16 protein-coding genes are annotated in these 19,053 nt (G+C 71.4%); 10 read left to right on the top strand and 6 right to left on the bottom strand.

The features are described from left to right. The first annotated feature begins 170 nt into the window (after positions 1-170). From ABD811_RS18185 to ABD811_RS18155, 7 genes are all read left to right on the top strand, one after another. Positions 171-1,529: a cytochrome P450 gene (locus ABD811_RS18185; RefSeq protein ID WP_344948710.1), complete on the top strand. Its 1,359-nt coding sequence runs from the start codon at positions 171-173 to the stop codon at positions 1,527-1,529. Further along, positions 1,526-2,428, top strand: coding sequence for a terpene synthase family protein (locus ABD811_RS18180; RefSeq protein ID WP_344948707.1), 903 nt, complete (start codon positions 1,526-1,528; stop codon positions 2,426-2,428). The genes ABD811_RS18185 and ABD811_RS18180 overlap by 4 nt, the downstream gene beginning before the upstream one ends. Beyond that, positions 2,425-4,137: a prenyltransferase/squalene oxidase repeat-containing protein gene (locus ABD811_RS18175; RefSeq protein WP_344948706.1), complete on the top strand. Its 1,713-nt coding sequence runs from the start codon at positions 2,425-2,427 to the stop codon at positions 4,135-4,137. Before ABD811_RS18180 ends, ABD811_RS18175 begins: the two co-directional genes overlap by 4 nt. Positions 4,138-4,432: 295 nt before the next feature. After that, complete coding sequence (locus ABD811_RS18170) at positions 4,433-6,922, top strand: sensor histidine kinase (RefSeq protein ID WP_344948703.1); 2,490 nt, start codon at positions 4,433-4,435, stop codon at positions 6,920-6,922. After that, on the top strand, positions 6,922-7,344 hold the full coding sequence (locus ABD811_RS18165; RefSeq protein ID WP_344948879.1) for a roadblock/LC7 domain-containing protein: 423 nt from the start codon (positions 6,922-6,924) through the stop codon (positions 7,342-7,344). Before ABD811_RS18170 ends, ABD811_RS18165 begins: the two co-directional genes overlap by 1 nt. After that, positions 7,341-7,745 carry a DUF742 domain-containing protein gene (locus tag ABD811_RS18160; RefSeq protein ID WP_344948701.1) on the top strand — a complete coding sequence of 135 codons (405 nt, stop codon included), beginning with the start codon at positions 7,341-7,343 and terminating at the stop codon, positions 7,743-7,745. The genes ABD811_RS18165 and ABD811_RS18160 overlap by 4 nt, the downstream gene beginning before the upstream one ends. Then, complete coding sequence (locus tag ABD811_RS18155) at positions 7,726-8,340, top strand: GTP-binding protein (protein WP_344948698.1); 615 nt, start codon at positions 7,726-7,728, stop codon at positions 8,338-8,340. Before ABD811_RS18160 ends, ABD811_RS18155 begins: the two co-directional genes overlap by 20 nt. Positions 8,341-8,435: 95 nt before the next feature. On the opposite strand, the gene ABD811_RS18150 is transcribed toward ABD811_RS18155, so the two are convergent. After that, positions 8,436-9,350: a hypothetical protein gene (locus ABD811_RS18150; protein ID WP_344948696.1), complete on the bottom strand. Its 915-nt coding sequence runs from the start codon at positions 9,348-9,350 to the stop codon at positions 8,436-8,438. A 244-nt stretch (positions 9,351-9,594) separates the two neighbouring features. Further along, positions 9,595-9,972, bottom strand: a complete 378-nt coding sequence (locus tag ABD811_RS18145; protein WP_344948694.1) for a YybH family protein — start codon at positions 9,970-9,972, stop codon at positions 9,595-9,597. Positions 9,973-10,028: 56 nt separating this feature from the next. Between ABD811_RS18145 and ABD811_RS18140 the strand changes: the two genes are divergently transcribed. The 3 genes from ABD811_RS18140 to ABD811_RS18130 are packed head-to-tail and all read left to right on the top strand — an operon-like array spanning position 10,029 to position 12,881. Then, positions 10,029-10,427 carry a winged helix-turn-helix transcriptional regulator gene (locus ABD811_RS18140; RefSeq protein WP_344948691.1) on the top strand — a complete coding sequence of 133 codons (399 nt, stop codon included), beginning with the start codon at positions 10,029-10,031 and terminating at the stop codon, positions 10,425-10,427. Between the two features lie 26 nt (positions 10,428-10,453). After that, positions 10,454-12,337 (top strand): WD40 repeat domain-containing protein, encoded by a 1,884-nt coding sequence (locus ABD811_RS18135; protein WP_344948688.1) that lies wholly within the window; start codon positions 10,454-10,456, stop codon positions 12,335-12,337. A 4-nt stretch (positions 12,338-12,341) separates the two neighbouring features. Next, positions 12,342-12,881 carry a GNAT family N-acetyltransferase gene (locus ABD811_RS18130; RefSeq protein ID WP_344948686.1) on the top strand — a complete coding sequence of 180 codons (540 nt, stop codon included), beginning with the start codon at positions 12,342-12,344 and terminating at the stop codon, positions 12,879-12,881. A 108-nt stretch (positions 12,882-12,989) separates the two neighbouring features. On the opposite strand, the gene ABD811_RS18125 is transcribed toward ABD811_RS18130, so the two are convergent. The 4 genes from ABD811_RS18125 to nuoL form a co-directional block, all read right to left on the bottom strand. Then, the gene (locus tag ABD811_RS18125; RefSeq protein ID WP_344948683.1) at positions 12,990-13,991 is read right to left on the bottom strand and encodes a polyprenyl synthetase family protein; all 1,002 of its coding nucleotides are present in this window, start codon (positions 13,989-13,991) and stop codon (positions 12,990-12,992) included. A 13-nt stretch (positions 13,992-14,004) separates the two neighbouring features. Continuing rightward, complete coding sequence (gene nuoN, locus ABD811_RS18120) at positions 14,005-15,480, bottom strand: NADH-quinone oxidoreductase subunit NuoN (protein WP_425549428.1); 1,476 nt, start codon at positions 15,478-15,480, stop codon at positions 14,005-14,007. Between the two features lie 89 nt (positions 15,481-15,569). Next, a complete protein-coding gene (locus tag ABD811_RS18115; RefSeq protein WP_344948678.1) occupies positions 15,570-17,141 on the bottom strand; it encodes an NADH-quinone oxidoreductase subunit M in 1,572 nt (523 codons plus the stop codon). After that, positions 17,141-19,051: an NADH-quinone oxidoreductase subunit L gene (nuoL, locus tag ABD811_RS18110; protein ID WP_344948676.1), complete on the bottom strand. Its 1,911-nt coding sequence runs from the start codon at positions 19,049-19,051 to the stop codon at positions 17,141-17,143. The genes ABD811_RS18115 and nuoL overlap by 1 nt, the downstream gene beginning before the upstream one ends. Positions 19,052-19,053: the final 2 nt, after the last annotated feature.

Raw genomic sequence — 19,053 nt, 5'->3', positions numbered from 1 at the left:
ATCGCGTTAGTTGATCATGTAATACTTCCACAAAACCGACCATAAGGAACAAGGTCCCCAAAGGTCCATAAAAACGCAGATTCACCCCACCTCGCTCCAGAACAGGGGCCCGCCGCTCACCATCGGCGCCGACTCACGTGCTCCACAACTTCACATGAGGGCAGGCAGCAATGTCCGTCGACTCTTCCCCGCAGTCGGTTCACCAGCCCAAGACCCTTCCCTTCCGCCACGGCGTTCCCAAGCTCCTGCGCGATCCCCTGCGCGCGTTCGAGCAGATAGGCCGTGCGGCGAACGGCGAGATCACCCGGGTCGACCTGGGGTTTCTCCGTCCCTACCTGGTGACCCGCCCAGAGCACGTACAGCACGTCCTGCGCGACAACGCCGCCAACTACCCGCGCGACGGCATGATGTGGCAGCCGCTCACGCGGCTGGTCGGCGGGATCTCCCGCGAGGGGCCGGAGTGGGCGCTCAACCGAAGCATCTTCCAGCGGCTCATGTCGGGACCCAACATCGCGGCGGTCACCGACGAGATGGCCCGCACGATCGTCGAGGCCGTCGACGAGCTGGGCGAGCGCGCGGCGGACGACCGGCCGGTGGACGCCCTGGCCGAGATGACCCGCATCGTGCAGCGCGCCATCATCCGGGTCTTCTTCGGCGACCGGATCTCCATCCCCGAAGCCGACCACCTCGCCGACGCGATCAGAACCGCGACCAGGTCGATGGGCGCCCGGATGCTGCTGCCGTTCGTCCCCCTGTCGGTGCCGCTGCCCGGCGACCGCGCGTTCCGGCGCTCCGTGCAGGCCGTCGACGAGGTCATCATGCCGCTGGTACGCCAGGCGCGACGGGACCCGGCCACCGAGCGCGACATCGTCACCATGCTGATCAACACCAGGGACGAGAACGGCGTCGGCCTCGACGACCAGCAGGTCCGCGACGGCGTGGTCGCGATGTTCACGGCCGGCACGGAGACGACGGCGACGGCGCTGACCTTCTTCTGGACGGTGCTCGACACCCATCCGGAGATCGCGGCCAGGTTGTACGACGAGGTCGACCGAGTGATCGGCACGGACGTGCCGACACGCTCGCACGTGTCCGAGCTCCGCTACACCAAGATGGTCGTCCAGGAGCTCATGCGGATGTACTCCATCGGCTGGATCATCCCGCGGGTCTCGGTGGCCGACGACGTCATCGACGGTGTCCTGGTCAAGGGCGGCCGGACGGTCCTCGTCAGCCCCTATCTCACCCACCGGCTGGAGGACGTGTGGCCCCGCCCGCACGTCTTCGACCCCGAACGGTTCGCGCCCGGAAGGACGCGGCACCGCTTCGCCTACCTGGCGTTCGGCGCCGGGCCGCACCAGTGCGTGGGCACCCTGTTCTTCACCATCGAGTCCCAGCTCATCACCGCGACGCTGCTGAGCCGGTTCCGGCCGGCGCTGTACGGCTCGCAGCCGGTCGAGCCGCAGGTGCGGCTCACACTGATCCCCCGTCGGCGGGTGGAGCTCGTACTGCGACCGGCGGGCCGCCGATGATGCGCGGTACCGGCCCGGACGGCGGCGACGCGCTGCAGGACGCCGTGGAGGCGGGGAAGATCTGCGCCCTGGCGGCCGACTGCCAGCGCGATCTGCAGGAATGGGCGGCGTCGTACCCGGAGCTGTTTCCAGCGCGCCCCTTCGACGGGCGCCTGTTCGGCACCGTGGCCCTGGCCAACGCGTTCGGCGCCCCCTGGGAGTCGGCGGACCGGCTGAAGATCGCGACCCGGGCCTCGCTGTGGGTCTTCGCAGCCGACTGGATCGTGGACTACACGGCCAAGACGCGTGCGGAGGTCGAGGCCGTGACCCGCGACTGCATGGCCGTCGCGGACCCTCGCGCGGCGGCCCCGGCGATCCCGCTCGCACGGGCCCTGGCCGACCTGCGGGACGAACTGGCCGCGACCCCGGCGTTCGGGTTCCACCGGCCGCTCTGGCGCGACCAGCTTCAGCGCTACCTGACGGCCATGTCCCGGGAGTGGGGCTGGAAGGCCGCCGGCCGGGAGGACGGCGCGCCCACCTTCGAGGAGTACCTCGACAACGCCGACAACTTCGGTTCGTCGCTGGTCAACGTCTCGCACTGGATCTACACGGGCGACAGCCGCACGCTCGACCATCTCGGCGAGCTGTGGAAGGTCAGCGAGCAGGTGCAGCGCATCCTGCGCCTGCTCAACGACCTTGCTTCCTACGAGCGGGACGTCAGCTGGGGTGACCTGAACGCGCTGATGCTCGACGTGGACCGTGCCACCGTGACCGACCGCATCACCGCGCTCGTCGCGGAGTGCCGCGTGCTGCTCGGCCCTCTACGGGAGAGCTGTCCCCGCGACGCGTTGTACCTGGAACGGCAGATCGGTTACAGCACCGGCTTCTACGGACTGACCGACTACTGGGGGCCCCGATGACCATCGACGACGCCGCGGTGCGTCTGGGCGACGCAGAGGACACGGATCTGAGGGCCGAGGCCCGGGCGCTGGTCGCGACGCTGACCCGGGAGCCCTGGGGCCAGGTCTCCCCTTCGCTCTACGAGACCGCGCGCCTGGTGACGCTGGCTCCCTGGCTCACCGGCCACGAGCGGCGCGTGCGCCACCTGCTGGAGTCGCAACGGCCGGACGGCGGCTGGGGGGCACCGGGCGGCTACGCGCTGGTCCCGACGCTGAGCGCGACCGAGGCCCTGCTCACGACGCTTCGCCGCCGGGAGGACACCGGCGGCCTCGTCGGCGGGGGCGGCCCGCACGGCCGGTTGCCGGAGCGAGTGAACGTCCAGGACACGCACCGGATCCTGCATGCTGCCGGGCGAGGGCTGGGAATACTGGAGCGGCTGACCCGGCTCGACGCCACCGCGCTCCCGGACATGCCCGCCATCGACCTCATCACCCCCTCTCTGATCCGGTCCATCAACCGGCGGCTGGAGGATCTGGCCCGGCTGCGGCCGGAAATCGCCGAGCGGCTGCGGTCCGCCCGTCTCGTCGCGCCACCGGGGCTGGACCGCGGCAGACTCGACAAGGTCCGGGGGGCTCTCAAGGCCGGGGTCCCCCTGCCGGAGAAGGTGCTGCACGCGCTGGAGGTGGCGGACGACCTGGCCCGCGGCGCCGCGACGGTCCGCCCCGCGGCCACCGGGGGGATCGGCGCCTCGCCGGCGGCCACCGCGGCATGGCTGGACGAGCGCGCGGCACCGGATCCCGGTGCCCCGGCGCGGGTGTTCCTGGAGACCGTGGTGAACGGCCATGAGGGCCTGGCCCCATGCGGAATCCCCATCACGGTCTTCGAGCGGTCGTGGGTGCTGGCCGGCCTCGTCCGCGCCGGTCTCGTCTCCACCGTGCCCGCCGCACTGCGGGCGAGCCTGCGGGAACTGTCCGGCCCGGCCGGCACCCCGGCCGCGGAAGGTCTTCCGGCCGACGCCGACACCACATCCGTCGCCTTGTACGCGCTGGCGCTGCTGGGCACTCCCGAGCCGCCGGACGTGCTGTGGGCGTACGAGACGGACACGCACTTCTGCACATGGCCAGGGGAGGACGGCTTCTCCGTCACCACCAACGCACACGCGCTCGAAGCCTTCGGTCAGTTCCTGCGGGCCTCGGCGGCCGGGGGCGTCGGACGGTCCGTTTCACGGTCAGACCGAGAGCGTGCCACGGCACGCTACGCGGCCGCCGTCCGCAAGATCACCACGGTGCTGTGCGAACACCAGCAGCCGGACGGAAGTTGGACCGACCGGTGGCACGCCTCCCCTTACTACGCGACCATGTGCTGCGTTCTGGCACTGACGCGCTTCGGCGGGGAGCGGGCGTCCGCACCGGTACGGCGGGCACGACAATGGGTGCTCGACACGCAGCGGCCGGACGGCTCCTGGGGACTGTGGGAGGGCACGGACGAGGAGACCGCTTACGCCGTTCAGACGTTGCTGCCGTCCGCCGCGGTCTCGGCGGAGTTGCACGAGGCCGTTTTCCGGAGCAACGAATTCTTCCTGCGGTCCGCCAAGGGCTCGGGCGGGCGGCCTGACGGCACGGCGCTCTGGCACGACAAGGATCTGTACCGTCCCGAGGCAATCGCTCGGGCGGCCGTTCTGGTGGCACGTCACCTCGTCCGCCGATATCTCGCCACCAAAACAGACTGAACGGACAAATCAGACACTTGTAGTGAACATCACAATTTCCTGCGGCAGGTGATCGATCGACACCTCCATGCGCCTGCCTGGGGGAACCAAGAAACACCTGGAAACCCCCCAGGACTGGCGGGAACAAAATACAACTTCTGGGGCACCCGCGTTGCTAAGGTACTGCCGCGTGTCATGCGGTTCACCCCTTACCGCACCAGGCACCGGGACCCCAACGACTCGCCGGCCGTCGGCCACCCATGACGGATCACGAGTCCCCTTGGAGCCCGTCTGAGGACTCACTGAGGACAAGCTGATGCGTTTCCGGAACTCACGCCTGCGGACCAAGATCACGGCCCTGCTGGTATCGCTCGCCGCGCTGTGGGTGTTCGCCGCGTGGGTCACCCTCCGGGACGGCCTCAACCTGCTCTCGCTCAGCACCCTGGACACGAAGACCGGCCGGCCCGGCAACGAACTGATCACGGCCCTCCAGGAGGAACGCCGGCTCACCGTGGTCTACCTGGGCCGCCGCGGCCCCCAGCAGCGCCAGGCGCTGACACAGCAGCGTGCCCGCACCGACCGGACGGTGGCCGAGTTCCGCCGGCTCGCCGACGACGGCGACGTCAAGAGGGCCGCCAGCGACCTGGGCAACCGGCGTATCAAGGAGACCTTCGACCAGCTGGACGGTCTGGCCCCGGCGCGGCAGCGGATCGATGGCGGCCAGGTGAGCCGCAGTGACGCACCGGAGACCTTCAACGCCATCATCGACGCCACGTTCCGCATCTTCTCCTCGAGCGCCAGCGTCGACGACGACGCCATCGCCAGGGACAGCCGGACCCTCATCAGCCTGACCCGGGCCCGGGAGGTGCTGTCCCGGCAGGACGCGCTGCTGTCGGGCGCGATCACCGCGGGCCGGTTGAACACCGCGGAGTCCTCCGAGTTCACCGAACTCGTCGGCACCCAGCGCTTCCTGTTCCAGGAGGCCGCCAACGAGCTGCCCCCCGCCGACCGCAGCCGCTACGACCAGCTCTACACCAGCGCCCCCTACGTCCGGCTCCGCGCCCTCGAGGAACGCGTCATCCAGAGGTCACGCACGAGCGCGACTCCGGCGGTGACGATGGAGGAATGGCGATCGGCGATCGACCCGGTCATGGAGGGGCACGACAAGGTGGTGCTGACCGGTGGTGACGGCGTGGTCGAGCGGAGCACGCCCGTCGCCCTCGGCGTGGTGCTGCGGCTGGTGCTGGCCGGTGGTCTGGGGCTGCTGGCGGTCATCGCGTCCATCGTCGTGTCCATCACCACCGCCCGCGCGCTGGTGCGGCAGCTGGAGAAGCTGCGCGGCGCGGCGTGGGAGCTGGCCCAGGAGCGGCTGCCGGGCGTGGTGCTGCGGCTGGAGCACGGCGAGAAGGTCGACGTCGCCGCCGAGGCGCCCCCGCTGGAGTTCGGCACCGACGAGATCGGGCAGGTGGGACGCGCCTTCAACGCCGTCCGCGAGACCGCGATCCGCACCGCCGTCGAGCAGGCCGAGCTGCGGCGCGGCATCCGGGACGTGCTGCTGAGCCTGGCCCGCCGGACCCAGACGCTGGTGCAGCGGCAGCTGAGCCTGCTCGACCAGATGGAGCGGCGCCGCGACATCGACCCCAAGGAGCTGCAGGAGCTGTTCCGCCTGGACCACCTGGCCACCCGCATGCGGCGCAACGCCGAGAACCTGATCGTGTTGTCGGGCTCCATCCCGGCGCGCGGCTGGCGGCGGTCGGTGCCGATGGTGGACGTGGTCCGCGCCGCGGTCGGCGAGGTGGAGGACTACACCCGGGTGCAGGTGCTGCCGTTCGGCCCGGTGGAGCTGGCCGGACGGGCGGTCGGCGACATCACCCACCTGCTGGCCGAGCTGATCGAGAACGCGGTGTCGTTCTCCCCGCCGGACACGGTGGTGCAGGTCGGCGGGCACATGGTGGCCAGCGGCTTCGCCATCGACATCGAGGACCGCGGGCTGGGCATGACCGACGAGAAGCTGGCGGAGATCAACGAGCGGATCGCCGACCCGCCCGAGTTCAACATGCAGAGCTCGGTGCAGCTGGGCCTGTTCGTGGTCGGCAAGCTGGCCGAGCGGTACGGGGTGCAGGTCTCGCTCAAGCGCTCGGCCTACGGCGGCACCACCGCCGTCGTGGTCGTCCCCCGCGAGCTGGTGGTCGAGCCGTCGGACCGGCGGGGCGCCACCGGGCCGCAGCCCGTGACCGACGGGCAGACCACCGAGAACGGCCTGGCCGTGCGGCAGCCCGCGGCGGTGGGCGCGGCGCCGGTCGGCCCCGGGGAACCCGGCCAGGGCCAGCGGTCGCTGGTCGCGGTCCCCTCCCCCGCGCCCGAGCGCCCAGCGGACCGCTCCAACGGGCGGCGCGCCGCCCCGTCCACCGGCCGCGGCGGCGACGGTGGACGCGCGGCCGGGGACGACGAGGGCGACGACGCGCCCGCCACGGCCCGTACCGGGCCCGGCCGGGGGGCCGCGAACGGCGCCGCGCGTCCCGACGACGACCCCACACCGCCGGAGGACCAGCCAACCGTGCCCGAGAACCCCAGCACACCGTCCGGTCTGCCCGTCCGCGTCCCCCAGGCCAACCTGGCCCCGCCGCTGCGCGAGGACGCTCCGGCGGAGGACGAGCAGCAGGACGAGGAGCCGGACGAACCGGGCCGATCCCCCGAAGAGGTGCTGCGGATCATGGGCTCCTACCAGAAGGGCACCCGCCGCGGGCGTGACGAGGCGGCCAGGGCGATGGGCACGCGAGCAGCAGAAGGCGAGGACGATCAGTGATGCAGAAGTCCGGTTCGTCGGCCGATTTGGGCTGGTTGCTGGACGATCTGGTGAAGCGGGTGCCGCACGCCCGGCATGCGGTCGTGCTGTCCGCCGACGGCCTGCTGATGGCGGCCTCGCAGGGCATGGACCAGGACGACGGCGAGCACCTGGCCGCCGTGGCCTCGGGCATCCAGAGCCTGGCCAAGGGCGCGGGCACCCGGTTCGGCGGCGGTCCCGTCCGGCAGTCCATCATCGAGATGCAGTCGGCGTTCCTGCTGGTCACGGTGGCGGGCAAGGGCGCCTGCCTGGCCGTGCTGGCCGACGAGGAGGCCGACGTGGGGCTGATCGCCTACGAGATGGCCATGCTGGTCGCCAGTATGGGCCACCACCTGACCTCACCGGCCCGGGTGGCGGGCGCCGAGGACCGGGCCGAGCGATGATGCCTCCCGAGGACGACGCCCTGCCGCCGGAGCCGCACGACGAGCGGTGGCTCGACGAGCACGCCGGTCCGATGGTGCGGCCGTACGTGATGACCAGCGGCCGGCTGGAGCCGACCCGGGGCCAGTTCGACCTGATCACGCTGGTGGTGGCCATCGGCCCGGAACCCGAGGGCGAGATCGGGCTGGGGCCGGAGCACCTGGCGATCATGCGGCTGTGCCAGCAGGTGACGTCGGTGGCGGAGCTGACCGGTCATCTGGACCTTCCCGTCGCCACGGTGCGGGTGCTGCTGGGCGATCTGCTCGACAAGGGGCTGATCACCATGCAGGAGCCGCAGCCGGAGGCGGACATGCACGACATCAGGCTCTACAAGGCGGTGATCGATGGTCTCCGGGCCCTCTAGGCGCAAGCTGGACGGCCGCAGGCTGCCCACCGCGGTCAAGATCGTGATCGCGGGCGGTTTCGGCGTCGGCAAGACCACGATGGTCGGCACGGTCTCGGAGACGCAGCCGCTGCGCACCGAGGAGCTGCTGACCGACCAGAGCGTCGGCGTCGACGACGTGTCCGGCGTGGAGCGCAAGACCACGACCACCGTCGCGATGGACTTCGGCCGCATCACCATGCGCGACGAGTACGTGCTGTACCTGTTCGGCACGCCCGGCCAGGAGCGGTTCTGGTTCATGTGGGACGAGGTGGCGCTCGGCGCGCTGGGCGCGGTGGTGCTGGCCGACACCCGCAGGCTGAAGGACTGCTTCCCGTCGGTGGACTACTTCGAACGGCGCGGCACCCCGTTCGTGGTGGCGGTCAACTGCTTCGAGGGCGCCCGCCAGTACGAGCTGGAAGAGATCGAGATGGCGCTCAACCTGGGCCCGAGCGTCCCGGTCATGCTGTGCGACGCCCGCAGGCTCGACTCGTGCAAGAACGTCCTGATCAACCTGGTGATGCACGCCATGAAGGTGCGCGGGGTCGGCGACGCCGCCCCCGCACAGAAGGTCTGACCCCTGGGGGGCGGGCACCGTCCGCCCCCCTCCCCCGAATCAGCCCACCTGGGCGTAGGCGTCGAGACCGGCGCCGAGGGGCGCGTCGCCTGCGGTCAGTCGGCCCAGGGCGCGACCGGGTACCAGGGGATGATCTCCCGGCGGGCGAGCAGCCGGACGTCCCAGTACAGGAAGGTGAACACCCCCGCGACGATCAGCGACGACGCCGTCAGGACGGCGAGGCGGCTCGGCCTGGCCGCGAACCATGCCTGCAAGCGGCGCCCCCCGACCGACATCAGGACGAGGAACAGCACGGCCATGATGGCGATGTTCCCCACCGACTGCAGGACGAAGGCCGCCGCCCCGTACAGCGGGTTACCGCTCTCGGCCGCGTCCCGGAACATCTGCCGGAACAGGGGGAACGGCCGTCCGATCAGGAATCCGCCGATCAGCGCGCCCATGAACACCATCGGCGCGTTCGGGAAACGCCGCGCCACCCGCCGGAACGGGTCCCGGACGATGCCCAGCGCGGCCAGCCCCAGGTAGATCATCACCAGCCCGATGACGCCGAACACCACCATCGACTGGATGCTGCGCGCCGAAAGAGAGCCGGGCGCGTTCTGCGCGGTGGAGAACTGCGGCATGCTCGTCCCCACGAATCCGACGATCGCGCCGTAGACGGCCGACACGACGACCATGCCGGCCGCCATCCAGCCGAGCGGCCTCATCGCCTGGACCAGCCGGTCGCGCCGCCGTCCGACGCCGCCGAGCATGGGCGCGACCGTGCCGAACGCCGCGATGTTGCAGGCCGTGAACGACCCGGCGAGCCCGCTGACGAACGCGAACGCGATGCCGGCGGCGACCCCCGCGATCGGCGTCTCCTTCGCGTCGTGCCCGAGCAGCGTGTTGGCGACGTTGTCACCGATCGTCTGGTCGACGAACTCGGCGGACCAGGCGACCGTCAGCAGGAACCCGGCCAGGGCGCTGAGCGCGATGATGAGCCCGCGCCGGCGCGGAAAGTGCCCGTTCACGAACGCGGAGGTCGGTGGCTGCGTAGCGGCGGGGACAGTGGACATGCTCGGTGGACTCTGCTGCGACATGACGTTTCCTTGGCGGCGCGGGGATGGCGTCAGGGAGGTGGGCGCGGCGTCGGGACCACGTTTCGCTGAGCGACCGGGGACGGTTCACCCGCCAGCATGAAGCCGCCGCCCGGCCCGTTCTTCTTCCACATTGCGCACCCCCGGCCGTGACCGCCACCGGCCGCAGGGCCCGCCGTCACGCTGTGCCGAAGGGGTTGTCGACGACGTACCGCCACCGCCCGTCCGCGCCGCGCCGCGCGACATCGGAGGCGGTGCCCTCGACGTGCACGGGCCGCCCTTCACGGTCGGTGCCGTCGATGGCCCAGTCCACGATCAGCAACGCGATGTCGCCGGCCGTGTAGACGTGCCGGGGCCGCACGGTGATCGGCACCCCGAGACCCACGAACTCGGCGTTCGCCGCGTGCGCCTGCCGCCCGGTCAGCGCGCTGCCCGGCTCGGGGACGAACACCGCTCCGCTCTCGTAGACCTCCGCCACCGCGTCCAGGTCACCGCTGTTGAACCGTTCGGCGAACACCGACGGCACGTCCTCGGGACGCTCGGCAAGCTGCCGCATCACATGTCCTCCCCGCAGGCGATAATCACGACGCGGCAACGCTAGGAGGCGCCCTCGTGACTCACCAAACGGTTGGTTACCCGCGTGGTCACCCGTCGCGTCCGGGCCTGCCCGACGACCCGCGCGCGCACGTCACCGAACCCGACCCCGCCTGCCCGGTCGAGATCACCCTGGCGGCGCTGCGCGGCCGCTGGACGACCCTTGTGATCCGCGAACTCCTGCGCGGCGACCGCAGCTTCACCGAACTCCGCCACGCCCTGCCCGCGCTCTCGGACAAGGTCCTGTCCGACCGGCTCGCCCACCTGGCCGAAGCCGGCGTCCTGCACCGCCACCGCGTGCCCGGCTGGCCGCCCGGCACCCGCTACAGCCTCACGCCCCAGGGGCACCGCCTCGCCCCCATCCTGCAGGCCCTGTGGGACTGGGGCGCGCAACACCAGTCCCCAGGGCACGAGTGACGCCGTCTCGCTCCTAGTCTTTGCGAATGCGGATTGTGTGGACGACGGGCTCGGACGCCGATCCCCGGCTGAGCCGGGTCGTCCAAGGCGTTCGGGGCGACGCCGTCGTCAGCGCGGTGGTGGGCGGTAAGCCGGTCTACGTGACGGCGACCGACGCGCATTACGACGGTGACTGCGCCCGGCCGCACCTCCACGACTGCGCCGCGAAGATGGTGCAGGTCTGGGACGCCGCGACCGGCGAGCCGGTACGCACCGCCCACGATGTCGGCGGGACGCACCTGGTGACGACGTCCGTCGAAGGCCGGCCGGTCGCCGTGGTCTGCGACTGGAGCGACACCCCCAAGCCGATCGACCTGGAGTCCGGCGCGGTGCTGGACGGGATCGCCGGTCACCGGGGAGTCGTCGTGGGCCTGGCGACCACGGTGCTGGACGACGGCCCCGCCGTGGTGTCGGTGGCCTGGGACGAGACGCTGCGAGTCACGCACCTGGCCGACGGCGAGGTCCGGGTGCTCGCCAGCGGAGAACGGTTCAACGACGTGTCCGTGGTCACCGTAAGGGGCCGCCCGGTCGCGGCGGTGGCGGGTGACGGGGTCGGGCTCTGGGATCTGGAACGCGGTGAACGGATCGGCTCGCTCCCCGTCGCCTCGAAGATCAGGAAGATCGCCACCTGGCCGGACGGGAACGGCGTGCTCGCCACGCTCTCGTGGGACGGCGAGGTGGAGGTGTGGGACGCCGCCTCCCGGACGCGCCTGAGCCGCCGGATGCCGGGCCCTCAGCCGGCGCACGACATCGCGGGCGTCGTCACCGGCGACGGCCGGCGCCTGGTGGCGCTCAGCGATCAGGAGGCGGTGCACCTGTGGGACGTCGACGCCGGCCGCCCGGCGGAACGACCCCTGGTCGGCCCCACCAGCTGGTGCGCGCTCACCGACGGCGGCCCCGGCGTCGTCGTCACCGTGTCGCACGCCGACGAGGCCCTCGCGGTCTGGCGGGTGGGCACCGGGACGCGCCATGACGATGCCGGTCATTCGAGCACCGTGCGGTGCCTCACCGTGGCGCCCGGCGGGCACGTCCTCGCCGGAGGCACGGACGGGGTCGTCGGCTCGTGGCGGCTGGAGGACGGCGCACGCGAGGCCGCGGCCGGCGCGATGCCCGCGCAGGTCCACGCCGTCGCGGCGGTACCGGCCGGTGACGGCGTCGCCGTCGTCGCCGGTGGCGGCGACCTGCACGGTGTCACCGACGACGCGCTGCACCGCTGGTTCGACGGCGGTCCGGACCGGCCCGTCGCCGTCGACCATCGCGGCGAGGTCCGCCTCGTGGTCCCCGCCGTCGTCGACGGACGTTCGATCGTGCTGACCGCGGGCTGCGGCACGACGCTGCACATCACCGACCTCGTCACCGGGGAGCGCCTCGGCGACATCCCGGGGCGGCACCAGCCCGACGGCATCGCCGTCGGCGAACTCGGCGGACGCCCGGTCGCCGCCGTCAGCCGGGCCTTCGGCCCCTTCCAGTTGTGGGATCTGCGCGAAGGCGCCCCGATCGTCACACCGGTCACCGAGGCCATGCGGCCCGCCGAACGTGTCCGCGCCTTCGTCCGTCTCGGCGAGGAACCGGCGATCGTCACCTCGCGTGGCCATGCCGTGCGCGTCATGGACCTCGGCACCGGCGCCGCGTGGCACCTCGCCCCCGACGACATCGAGCACGTGACCGCCCTGGCGGTCCACGGCGGCGGAAGACCACTGGCCGCCGTGGCCCGCACGGACCGCTCGGTGACCCTGTTCGACCTTCCGACGAGGGCACCCCTCGGCGTGTTCACGCTGCCGTACCCGGCGACCGCGCTCGCCTGGGCACCCGACGGCGACCTGATCGTCGGGTGCCGGAGGGATCTGCTCCGCGTCCGGCGAGCAGAATGATCACATGGGCGAGATAGAGATCCGCACGGCGCACACCGCCGAGCTGGACGGCGCGACGCTCGCATCGGTCCGGGCGCTGCTGGCGGACGTCTTCGACGGGGACCTCTCCGACGCGGACTGGGACCACGCGCTGGGAGGCGTCCACGCACTGGCGTGGGACGGGGCCGAACTGGTCGGGCACGCGTCGGTGGTCCAACGGCGCATGCTGCACGACGGCCGCGCACTGCGCACGGGCTACGTCGAGGCCGTGGGAGTCCGCGGCGACCGGCAACGCAAGGGCCACGGTGCCGCCCTCATGGGAGCCATCGAGCGCGTGCTGAGAGGGGCGTACGAACTGGGTGCCCTGTCCGCCAGCGACGAGGCCATCGAGTTCTACACGGCGCTCGGCTGGAAGCGGTGGCAGGGGCCGTCCTACGCGCTCACCCCGCAGGGCGTCGTACGGACCGAAGAAGAGGACGACGGCATCTTCGTCCTCCCCGTGAACACCACGGTGGACGTGTCCGGCGCGCTGACCTGCGACTGGCGCGACGGCGACGTCTGGTAGCAGAGGCCCGGAACAGCGCCGCCCGTAAGCGTCGGGACGGTGGAGTTGACGGCCCAGGAGAGGCATCCGTGCCGAGAAGCTCGGCACGGATGCCGCCGGAGGTGCGGGTCAGCCCGTGCGGGACACCACGTAGTCGCACAGGCCCGTCAGGGCGGTGCGGGCGGGGATGTCGGGCAGGGTCAGCAGCTCGGCGCGGGCGTCCTCGGCCCAGGCGCGGAGGTCGGCGCGGGCGCGGTCCATCGCCGGGTGGGCGCGCAGCAGCGTCAGGGCCTCGGTGTGCAGCGCGTCGTCGGTCAGGTCGAGGGTCAGCAGCTCGCGCAGACGGGCGTCGTCGGGCCCGGAGCCGATGCCGGACTGCACGTGGTGGATCGGCAGGGTGCGGATGCCCTCGCGCAGGTCGGTGCCGGGGGTCTTGCCGGACTGCTCGGTCTCCGACGCGACGTCCAGGATGTCGTCCGACAACTGGAACGCGACGCCGATCTTCTCGCACGCCGAGGTGATGGTGTCGACGACGTGGGACGGCGCCCCGGCCAGCAGGGCGCCGAGCTGGCCGGACGTGGCGATCAGAGACGCGGTCTTGTCGGCCAGCACCTGCAGGTAGTGCTTGAGCGGGTCGGCGTCCTCGGCCGGGCCGACGGTCTCCTGGATCTGGCCGCGCACCAGCCGCGCGAACGAGCGCGCCTGGATGCGCACCGCCTCCGGCCCGAGGTCGGCCAGCAGGTCGGAGGCGCGGGCGAACAGGTAGTCGCCGGTGAGGATGGCGACGGTGTTGGTCCACCGGGCGTTGGCCGACTGGTCGCCCCGGCGCACCGTCGCCTCGTCCATCACGTCGTCGTGGTACAGCGTGGCGAGGTGGGTCAGCTCGACCACCACCGCGGCCGGGACGACACCCGACGCGGCGGGGTCCCCGAAGTGGGAGGCGAGCAGCACCAGCATCGGGCGGAACCGCTTGCCGCCCGCCTCCAGCAGGTGCCGGGACGCCTCCGCGAGCAGGGGGACCTCGCTGCGCACCGACTCGCGGAGCAGGTCCTCGACCGCGGCGAGCCGTTCCCGGATGTCCGCCGCGAGACCGTCGTCCACTGTCAGGTCGAACGCAACGGCACTACTCACCAGGACCCCCGGTCTAGCGGACGAACATCTGCGACGCGGCGTGCCCCGCGAGGTCCAGCACGGGCTGGGGCAGCACGCCGAGTACAACAGTAGCCGTCAGACCGAGCGCCACGGCCGCCGCGGTGGCCGGTCCGGCGACCACGGACGGGCCGTCGGCCTCCGGCTCGGAGAAGAACATCACCACGATGACGCGGACGTAGAAGAACGCCGCGATCGCCGAGGCGATGACGCCGACCACGACCAGCGGGGTGGCACCGCCCTGCACGGCCGCGCTGAACACCGCGAACTTGCCGGTGAACCCGCTGGTCAGCGGGATACCGGCCATCGCCAGCAGGAAGAAGGCGAACGTCCCGGCCACCACCGGGGAGCGGCGCCCGAGCCCGGCCCAGCGCGACAGGTGCGCGGCCTCGCCGCCCGCGTCCCGCACCATCGAGATCACCGCGAACGCGCCGATCACGGTGAAGCCGTAGGCGGCCAGGTAGAACAGCGAGCCGGACAGGCCGTCGCGGGACGTGGCGATCACGCCCGTGAGCAGGAAGCCCGCGTGCGCGATCGACGAGTAGGCCAGCATCCGCTTGACGTCGGTCTGGGTGATCGCGACGACCGCGCCCGCGATCATCGTGAGAATCGCCACACCCCACATCGCGGGCCGCCAGTCCCAGCGCAGGTTCTCGAACGCGACGTAGTACACCCGCAGGATCGCGCCGAACGCCGACACCGTGGTGCAGGACGCCATGAGCGCGGTGATCGGGGTCGGGGCGCCCTGGTACACGTCCGGCTTCCACATGTGGAACGGCACCGCGCCCAGCTTGAACAGCAGGCCCACCGACAGCAGCGCGGTACCGGCCAGCAGCAGCGTCTCCTGGCCGGCGTTGCGGCTGAGCTGGTCGGCGACGGCCGACAGCCGCACCGACCCGGCGTAGCCGTACAGCAGCGCCACCCCGTACAGGAAGAACGCCGAGGAGAACGCGCCCAGCAGGAAGTACTTGACCGCGGCCTCCTGCGACAGCAGCCGGCGGCGCCGCGCCAGCCCGCACAGCAGGTACAGCGGCAGCGACAGGATCTCCAGCGCCACGAACATGGTCAGCAGGTCGTTGGCGGCCGGGAAGGTGATCATTCCGGCGACCGCGAACATCATCAGCGGGAACACCTCGGTCTGGGTGCCGCCCGCCGCCGCGGTCTCCTGCTCGGCCTCCGTGCCGGGCAGCGCCGCGGCCTGCGCCGCGAAGTGGCCCTGCTGGCGCTCGGCGATCAGCAGCAGGCTGACCAGCGCCAGCACCAGCACGGTGCCCTGGATGAACAGCGTCGGCCCGTCCACGCCCAGCGCGCCCTCGGCGGCGACGTGGAACGGCTTGTCGAAGGCGAGCATGATCGTGCCGAACAGCGCCCCGGCCAGGCCGACGCCCGCCACCGTCAGCTGCACCGGGTACCGCCAGGCGCGGCCGACGAACGCCTCCACCAGCACGCCGAGCACGGCCGCGCCGAACATCACCAGGATCGGCGCGATCTGCCCGTACTCGATGTGCGGCGCGGGGATCTCGTTCTGCGCCAGCACGACGCTCACCGAAGTCGAGGTGCTCACGGACGCGCTCCGTTCTCAGCGACGATCTGGGGCGCCGGGTCGTGCTTGTCGACCCGGGCCAGCGTGTGCTGCACCGAGGGGTTGATCACGTTGAGGACCGGCTGCGGGAAGAAGCCCATCGCCACGATGATCGCGATGATCGGGCCGATGGCGAGGCGTTCGCGCAGCGACAGGTCCTTCATGCCGCCGACGGCCTCCTTGGCCGGGCCGCCCATGGTGCGCTGGTACATCCACAGGATGTAGATGGCGGCCAGGATGATGCCGGTGGCGGCCAGCACCGCGGCCACCCGGTAGCGGGTGAACGTGCCGGTGAGCACGAGGAACTCCGACACGAACGGCGCCAGTCCGGGCAGCGACAGCCCGGCCAGGCCCGCGACCAGGAAGCTGCCCGCCAGCAGCGGCGCCACCTTCTGCACGCCGCCGAACGCGTCGATCCGCGCCGACCGCCGCCGCGTGATCATGAACCCGACCACCAGGAACAGCGCCCCGGTGGCGAACCCGTGGTTGATCATGTAGAGCGCGGCGCCGGACTGGCCCTGCGAGGTCATCGCGAACACGCCCATCACGATGAACCCGAAGTGCGACACCGACGTGTAGGCCACCAGCCGCTTGAGGTCGACCTGCCCGATCGCCAGCACCGCGCCGTAGATCACGCTGACCACCGCCAGCGCGATCACCACCGGCGTGGCCCACTTGGCGGCGCCGGGGAACAGCTCCAGGCAGAACCGCATCATCCCGTACGTGCCGACCTTGTCCAGCACGCCGACGATCAGCACCAGCGCCCCGGCCGGGGACTGCGCCGCCGCGTCCGGCAGCCAGGTGTGCACCGGCACCATCGGCGCCTTGATCGCGAACGCGACGAAGAAGCCGAGGAACAGCCACTTGGCCGTGGTCGGATCGATCTGCAGCCGGGTCAGCTCGCTGAACAGGAACGTGCCGTGCCCGACCCCGCCCTCGCTGACCGGACGGTTCGACAGCGGGTACAGCCAGATGACGGCCACCAGCATCAGCAGCCCGCCGAACAGCGAGTACAGCAGGAACTTGACGGCCGCGTACGAGCGCTGCGCCCCGCCGTAGTACCCGATGAGGAAGTACACCGGGATCAGCATGGCCTCGAAGAACACGTAGAAGAGGAAGACGTCGGTCGCCGCGAAGACGCCGATCATCATCGCTTCCATGGCCAGCAGCAGCGCGAAGTACGTCTTCACCGACCGGCGCGGCGGCACGTCCACGCCGCCGGAGCGGTCCGCCTCGTGCCAGGACGCCAGGATCACCAGCGGGACGAGGATCACCGACAGCCCGATCAGCGCCAGCGCGATGCCGTCCACGCCGACCGCCCAGTGCACCCCGAACGCGCGGATCCACCAGTAGGTCTCTTCGAACTGGAAGCGCGGCCCGCCGGTGTCGAACTGGGACGCCATCAGCAGCGTGACCAGCGCGACCAGCACCGACACGCCCAGAGCGGCCTGCTTGGCCAGCTCCTCGCGCGCCCGCGGCAGCACGCCGACGACCAGCGCGCCCACCGCGGGGAGCGCGATCAGGACGGACAGCCAGGGAAAGTCTTCCATCAGACGTTCACCACCAGCAGCGCCGCCACGACGATGGCCGCACCGAAGAGCATGGAAAGGGCATAGGAGCGGACGAAGCCGGTCTGCACCCGACGCAGGCGGCCCGAACTGCCGCCGACGCCCGCGGCCAGCCCGTTGACCAGGCCGTCCACCCCGCGGTTGTCGAACCAGACCGCCAGGCGGGTCAGCCACTGCCCGGGACGCATCAGCAGCGACTCGTTGATGGCGTCGCCGTACAGGTCCTTGCGGGCCGCGACGGTGAGGAACGACCCGGCGGGCGCGGTGCGCGGCACCGGGCGGGCCCCGTACTGCCGCCACGCGATCGCCACACCGATGACCATCAGCACCAGCGTGGCGATGCCCGGCACGGTGATCCAGTGGAACTCGCTCTCGTGCGGGTGCCCGACCACCGGGCCGAGGAAGTCGGAGAACCCGCCGAGGATCAGGAAGCCGCCCGCGAACAGCGACCCGACCGCCAGCAGCATCAGCGGCACGGTCATCACCTTGGGCGACTCGTGCGGGTGCACGCCGTCGTCCCAGCGCTGCTCGCCGTAGAACGTCATGAACATGACCCGGGACATGTAGTACGCGGTGACGCCCGCGCCGACCAGCGCGCAGGTGCCGAGGATCGCGCCGGACGTGCCGCCCTTGTGGAAGGCGGCCTCGATGATGGCGTCCTTGGTGAACCAGCCGGACAGCAGCGGGAACCCGATGATCGCCAGGTAGCCCAGCCCGAACGTGGCCCAGGTGATCACCATGACCGCGCGCAGCGCGCCGTACCGGCGCATGTTCACGTCGTCCTTCATGCCGTGCATGACCGACCCGGCGCCCAGGAACAGCCCGGCCTTGAAGAACCCGTGCGCGATCAGGTGCGCGATGGCGAAGGCGTAGCCGGCCGGGCCCAGCCCGGCGGCCAGCATCATGTAGCCGATCTGCGACATCGTCGAACCGGCCAGGGCCTTCTTGATGTCGTCCTTGCCGCACCCGATGACCGCACCGGCCAGCAGCGTGACCGCGCCGACGATCGTCACCGCGAGCTGCGCGTCCGGCGCCATCTCGAAGATCGGCGCGGACCGGACGATCAGGTACACGCCCGCGGTCACCATCGTCGCCGCGTGGATCAGCGCCGACACCGGGGTCGGGCCCTCCATCGCGTCCAGCAGCCAGGACTGCAGCGGAAGCTGCGCCGACTTGCCGCACGCGCCGAGCAGGAGCAGCAGCCCGATCGCGGTCGCCGTGCCCGTGCTCAGCTGGGACGCCACGCCCACGTGCTCGGCGCCCTCACCGAGGATCTGCTCGAACCCGACCGTGCCGAACGTGGCGAACATCAGCATGATCGCGGTGATGAAGCCGAAGTCGCCGACCCGGTTCACCACGAACGCCTTCTTGGCGGCGGTGGCCGCGCTGGGCTTGTGCTGCCAGAACCCGATCAGCAGGTACGAGGCCAGGCCCACGCCCTCCCAGCCGATGAACATGGCCACGTAGTTGTCGCCCAGCACCAGCAGCAGCATCGCCGCCACGAACAGGTTCAGGTAGGCGAAGAAGCGCCGCCGGTCGGGGTCGTGCTCCATGTAGCCGATGGAGTAGATGTGGATGAGCGAACCCACCCCGGTGATCAGCAGCACGAAGCTGATGGACAGCGGGTCCACCAGCAGCCCCATGTCGACCTTGAACGACCCGACGTCGAAGAACTCCCACAGGTGCAGCGCGCGGCGCCGCTCCTCCGGGTCGTAGCCGAGCATCTGGACGAACATCGCCGCGCCCACCACGAAGGACGCCAGCGACATGGCGACGCCGAGCAGATGCCCCCACCTGTCGGTGCGGCGCCCGCCGAGCAGCAGGACCGCCGCGCCGGCCAGCGGCAGCGCGATGAGGAGCCAGGCGGCAGCCTGGATGCCTTCCGCTTTCATCC

The organism is Actinomadura miaoliensis (assembly GCF_039536785.1).
Taxonomy (GTDB): Bacteria; Actinomycetota; Actinomycetes; order Streptosporangiales; family Streptosporangiaceae; genus Spirillospora; species Spirillospora miaoliensis.
Note: the sequence above shows the minus strand (reverse complement) of the source record. Positions and strands in the feature narration are given on the sequence as shown.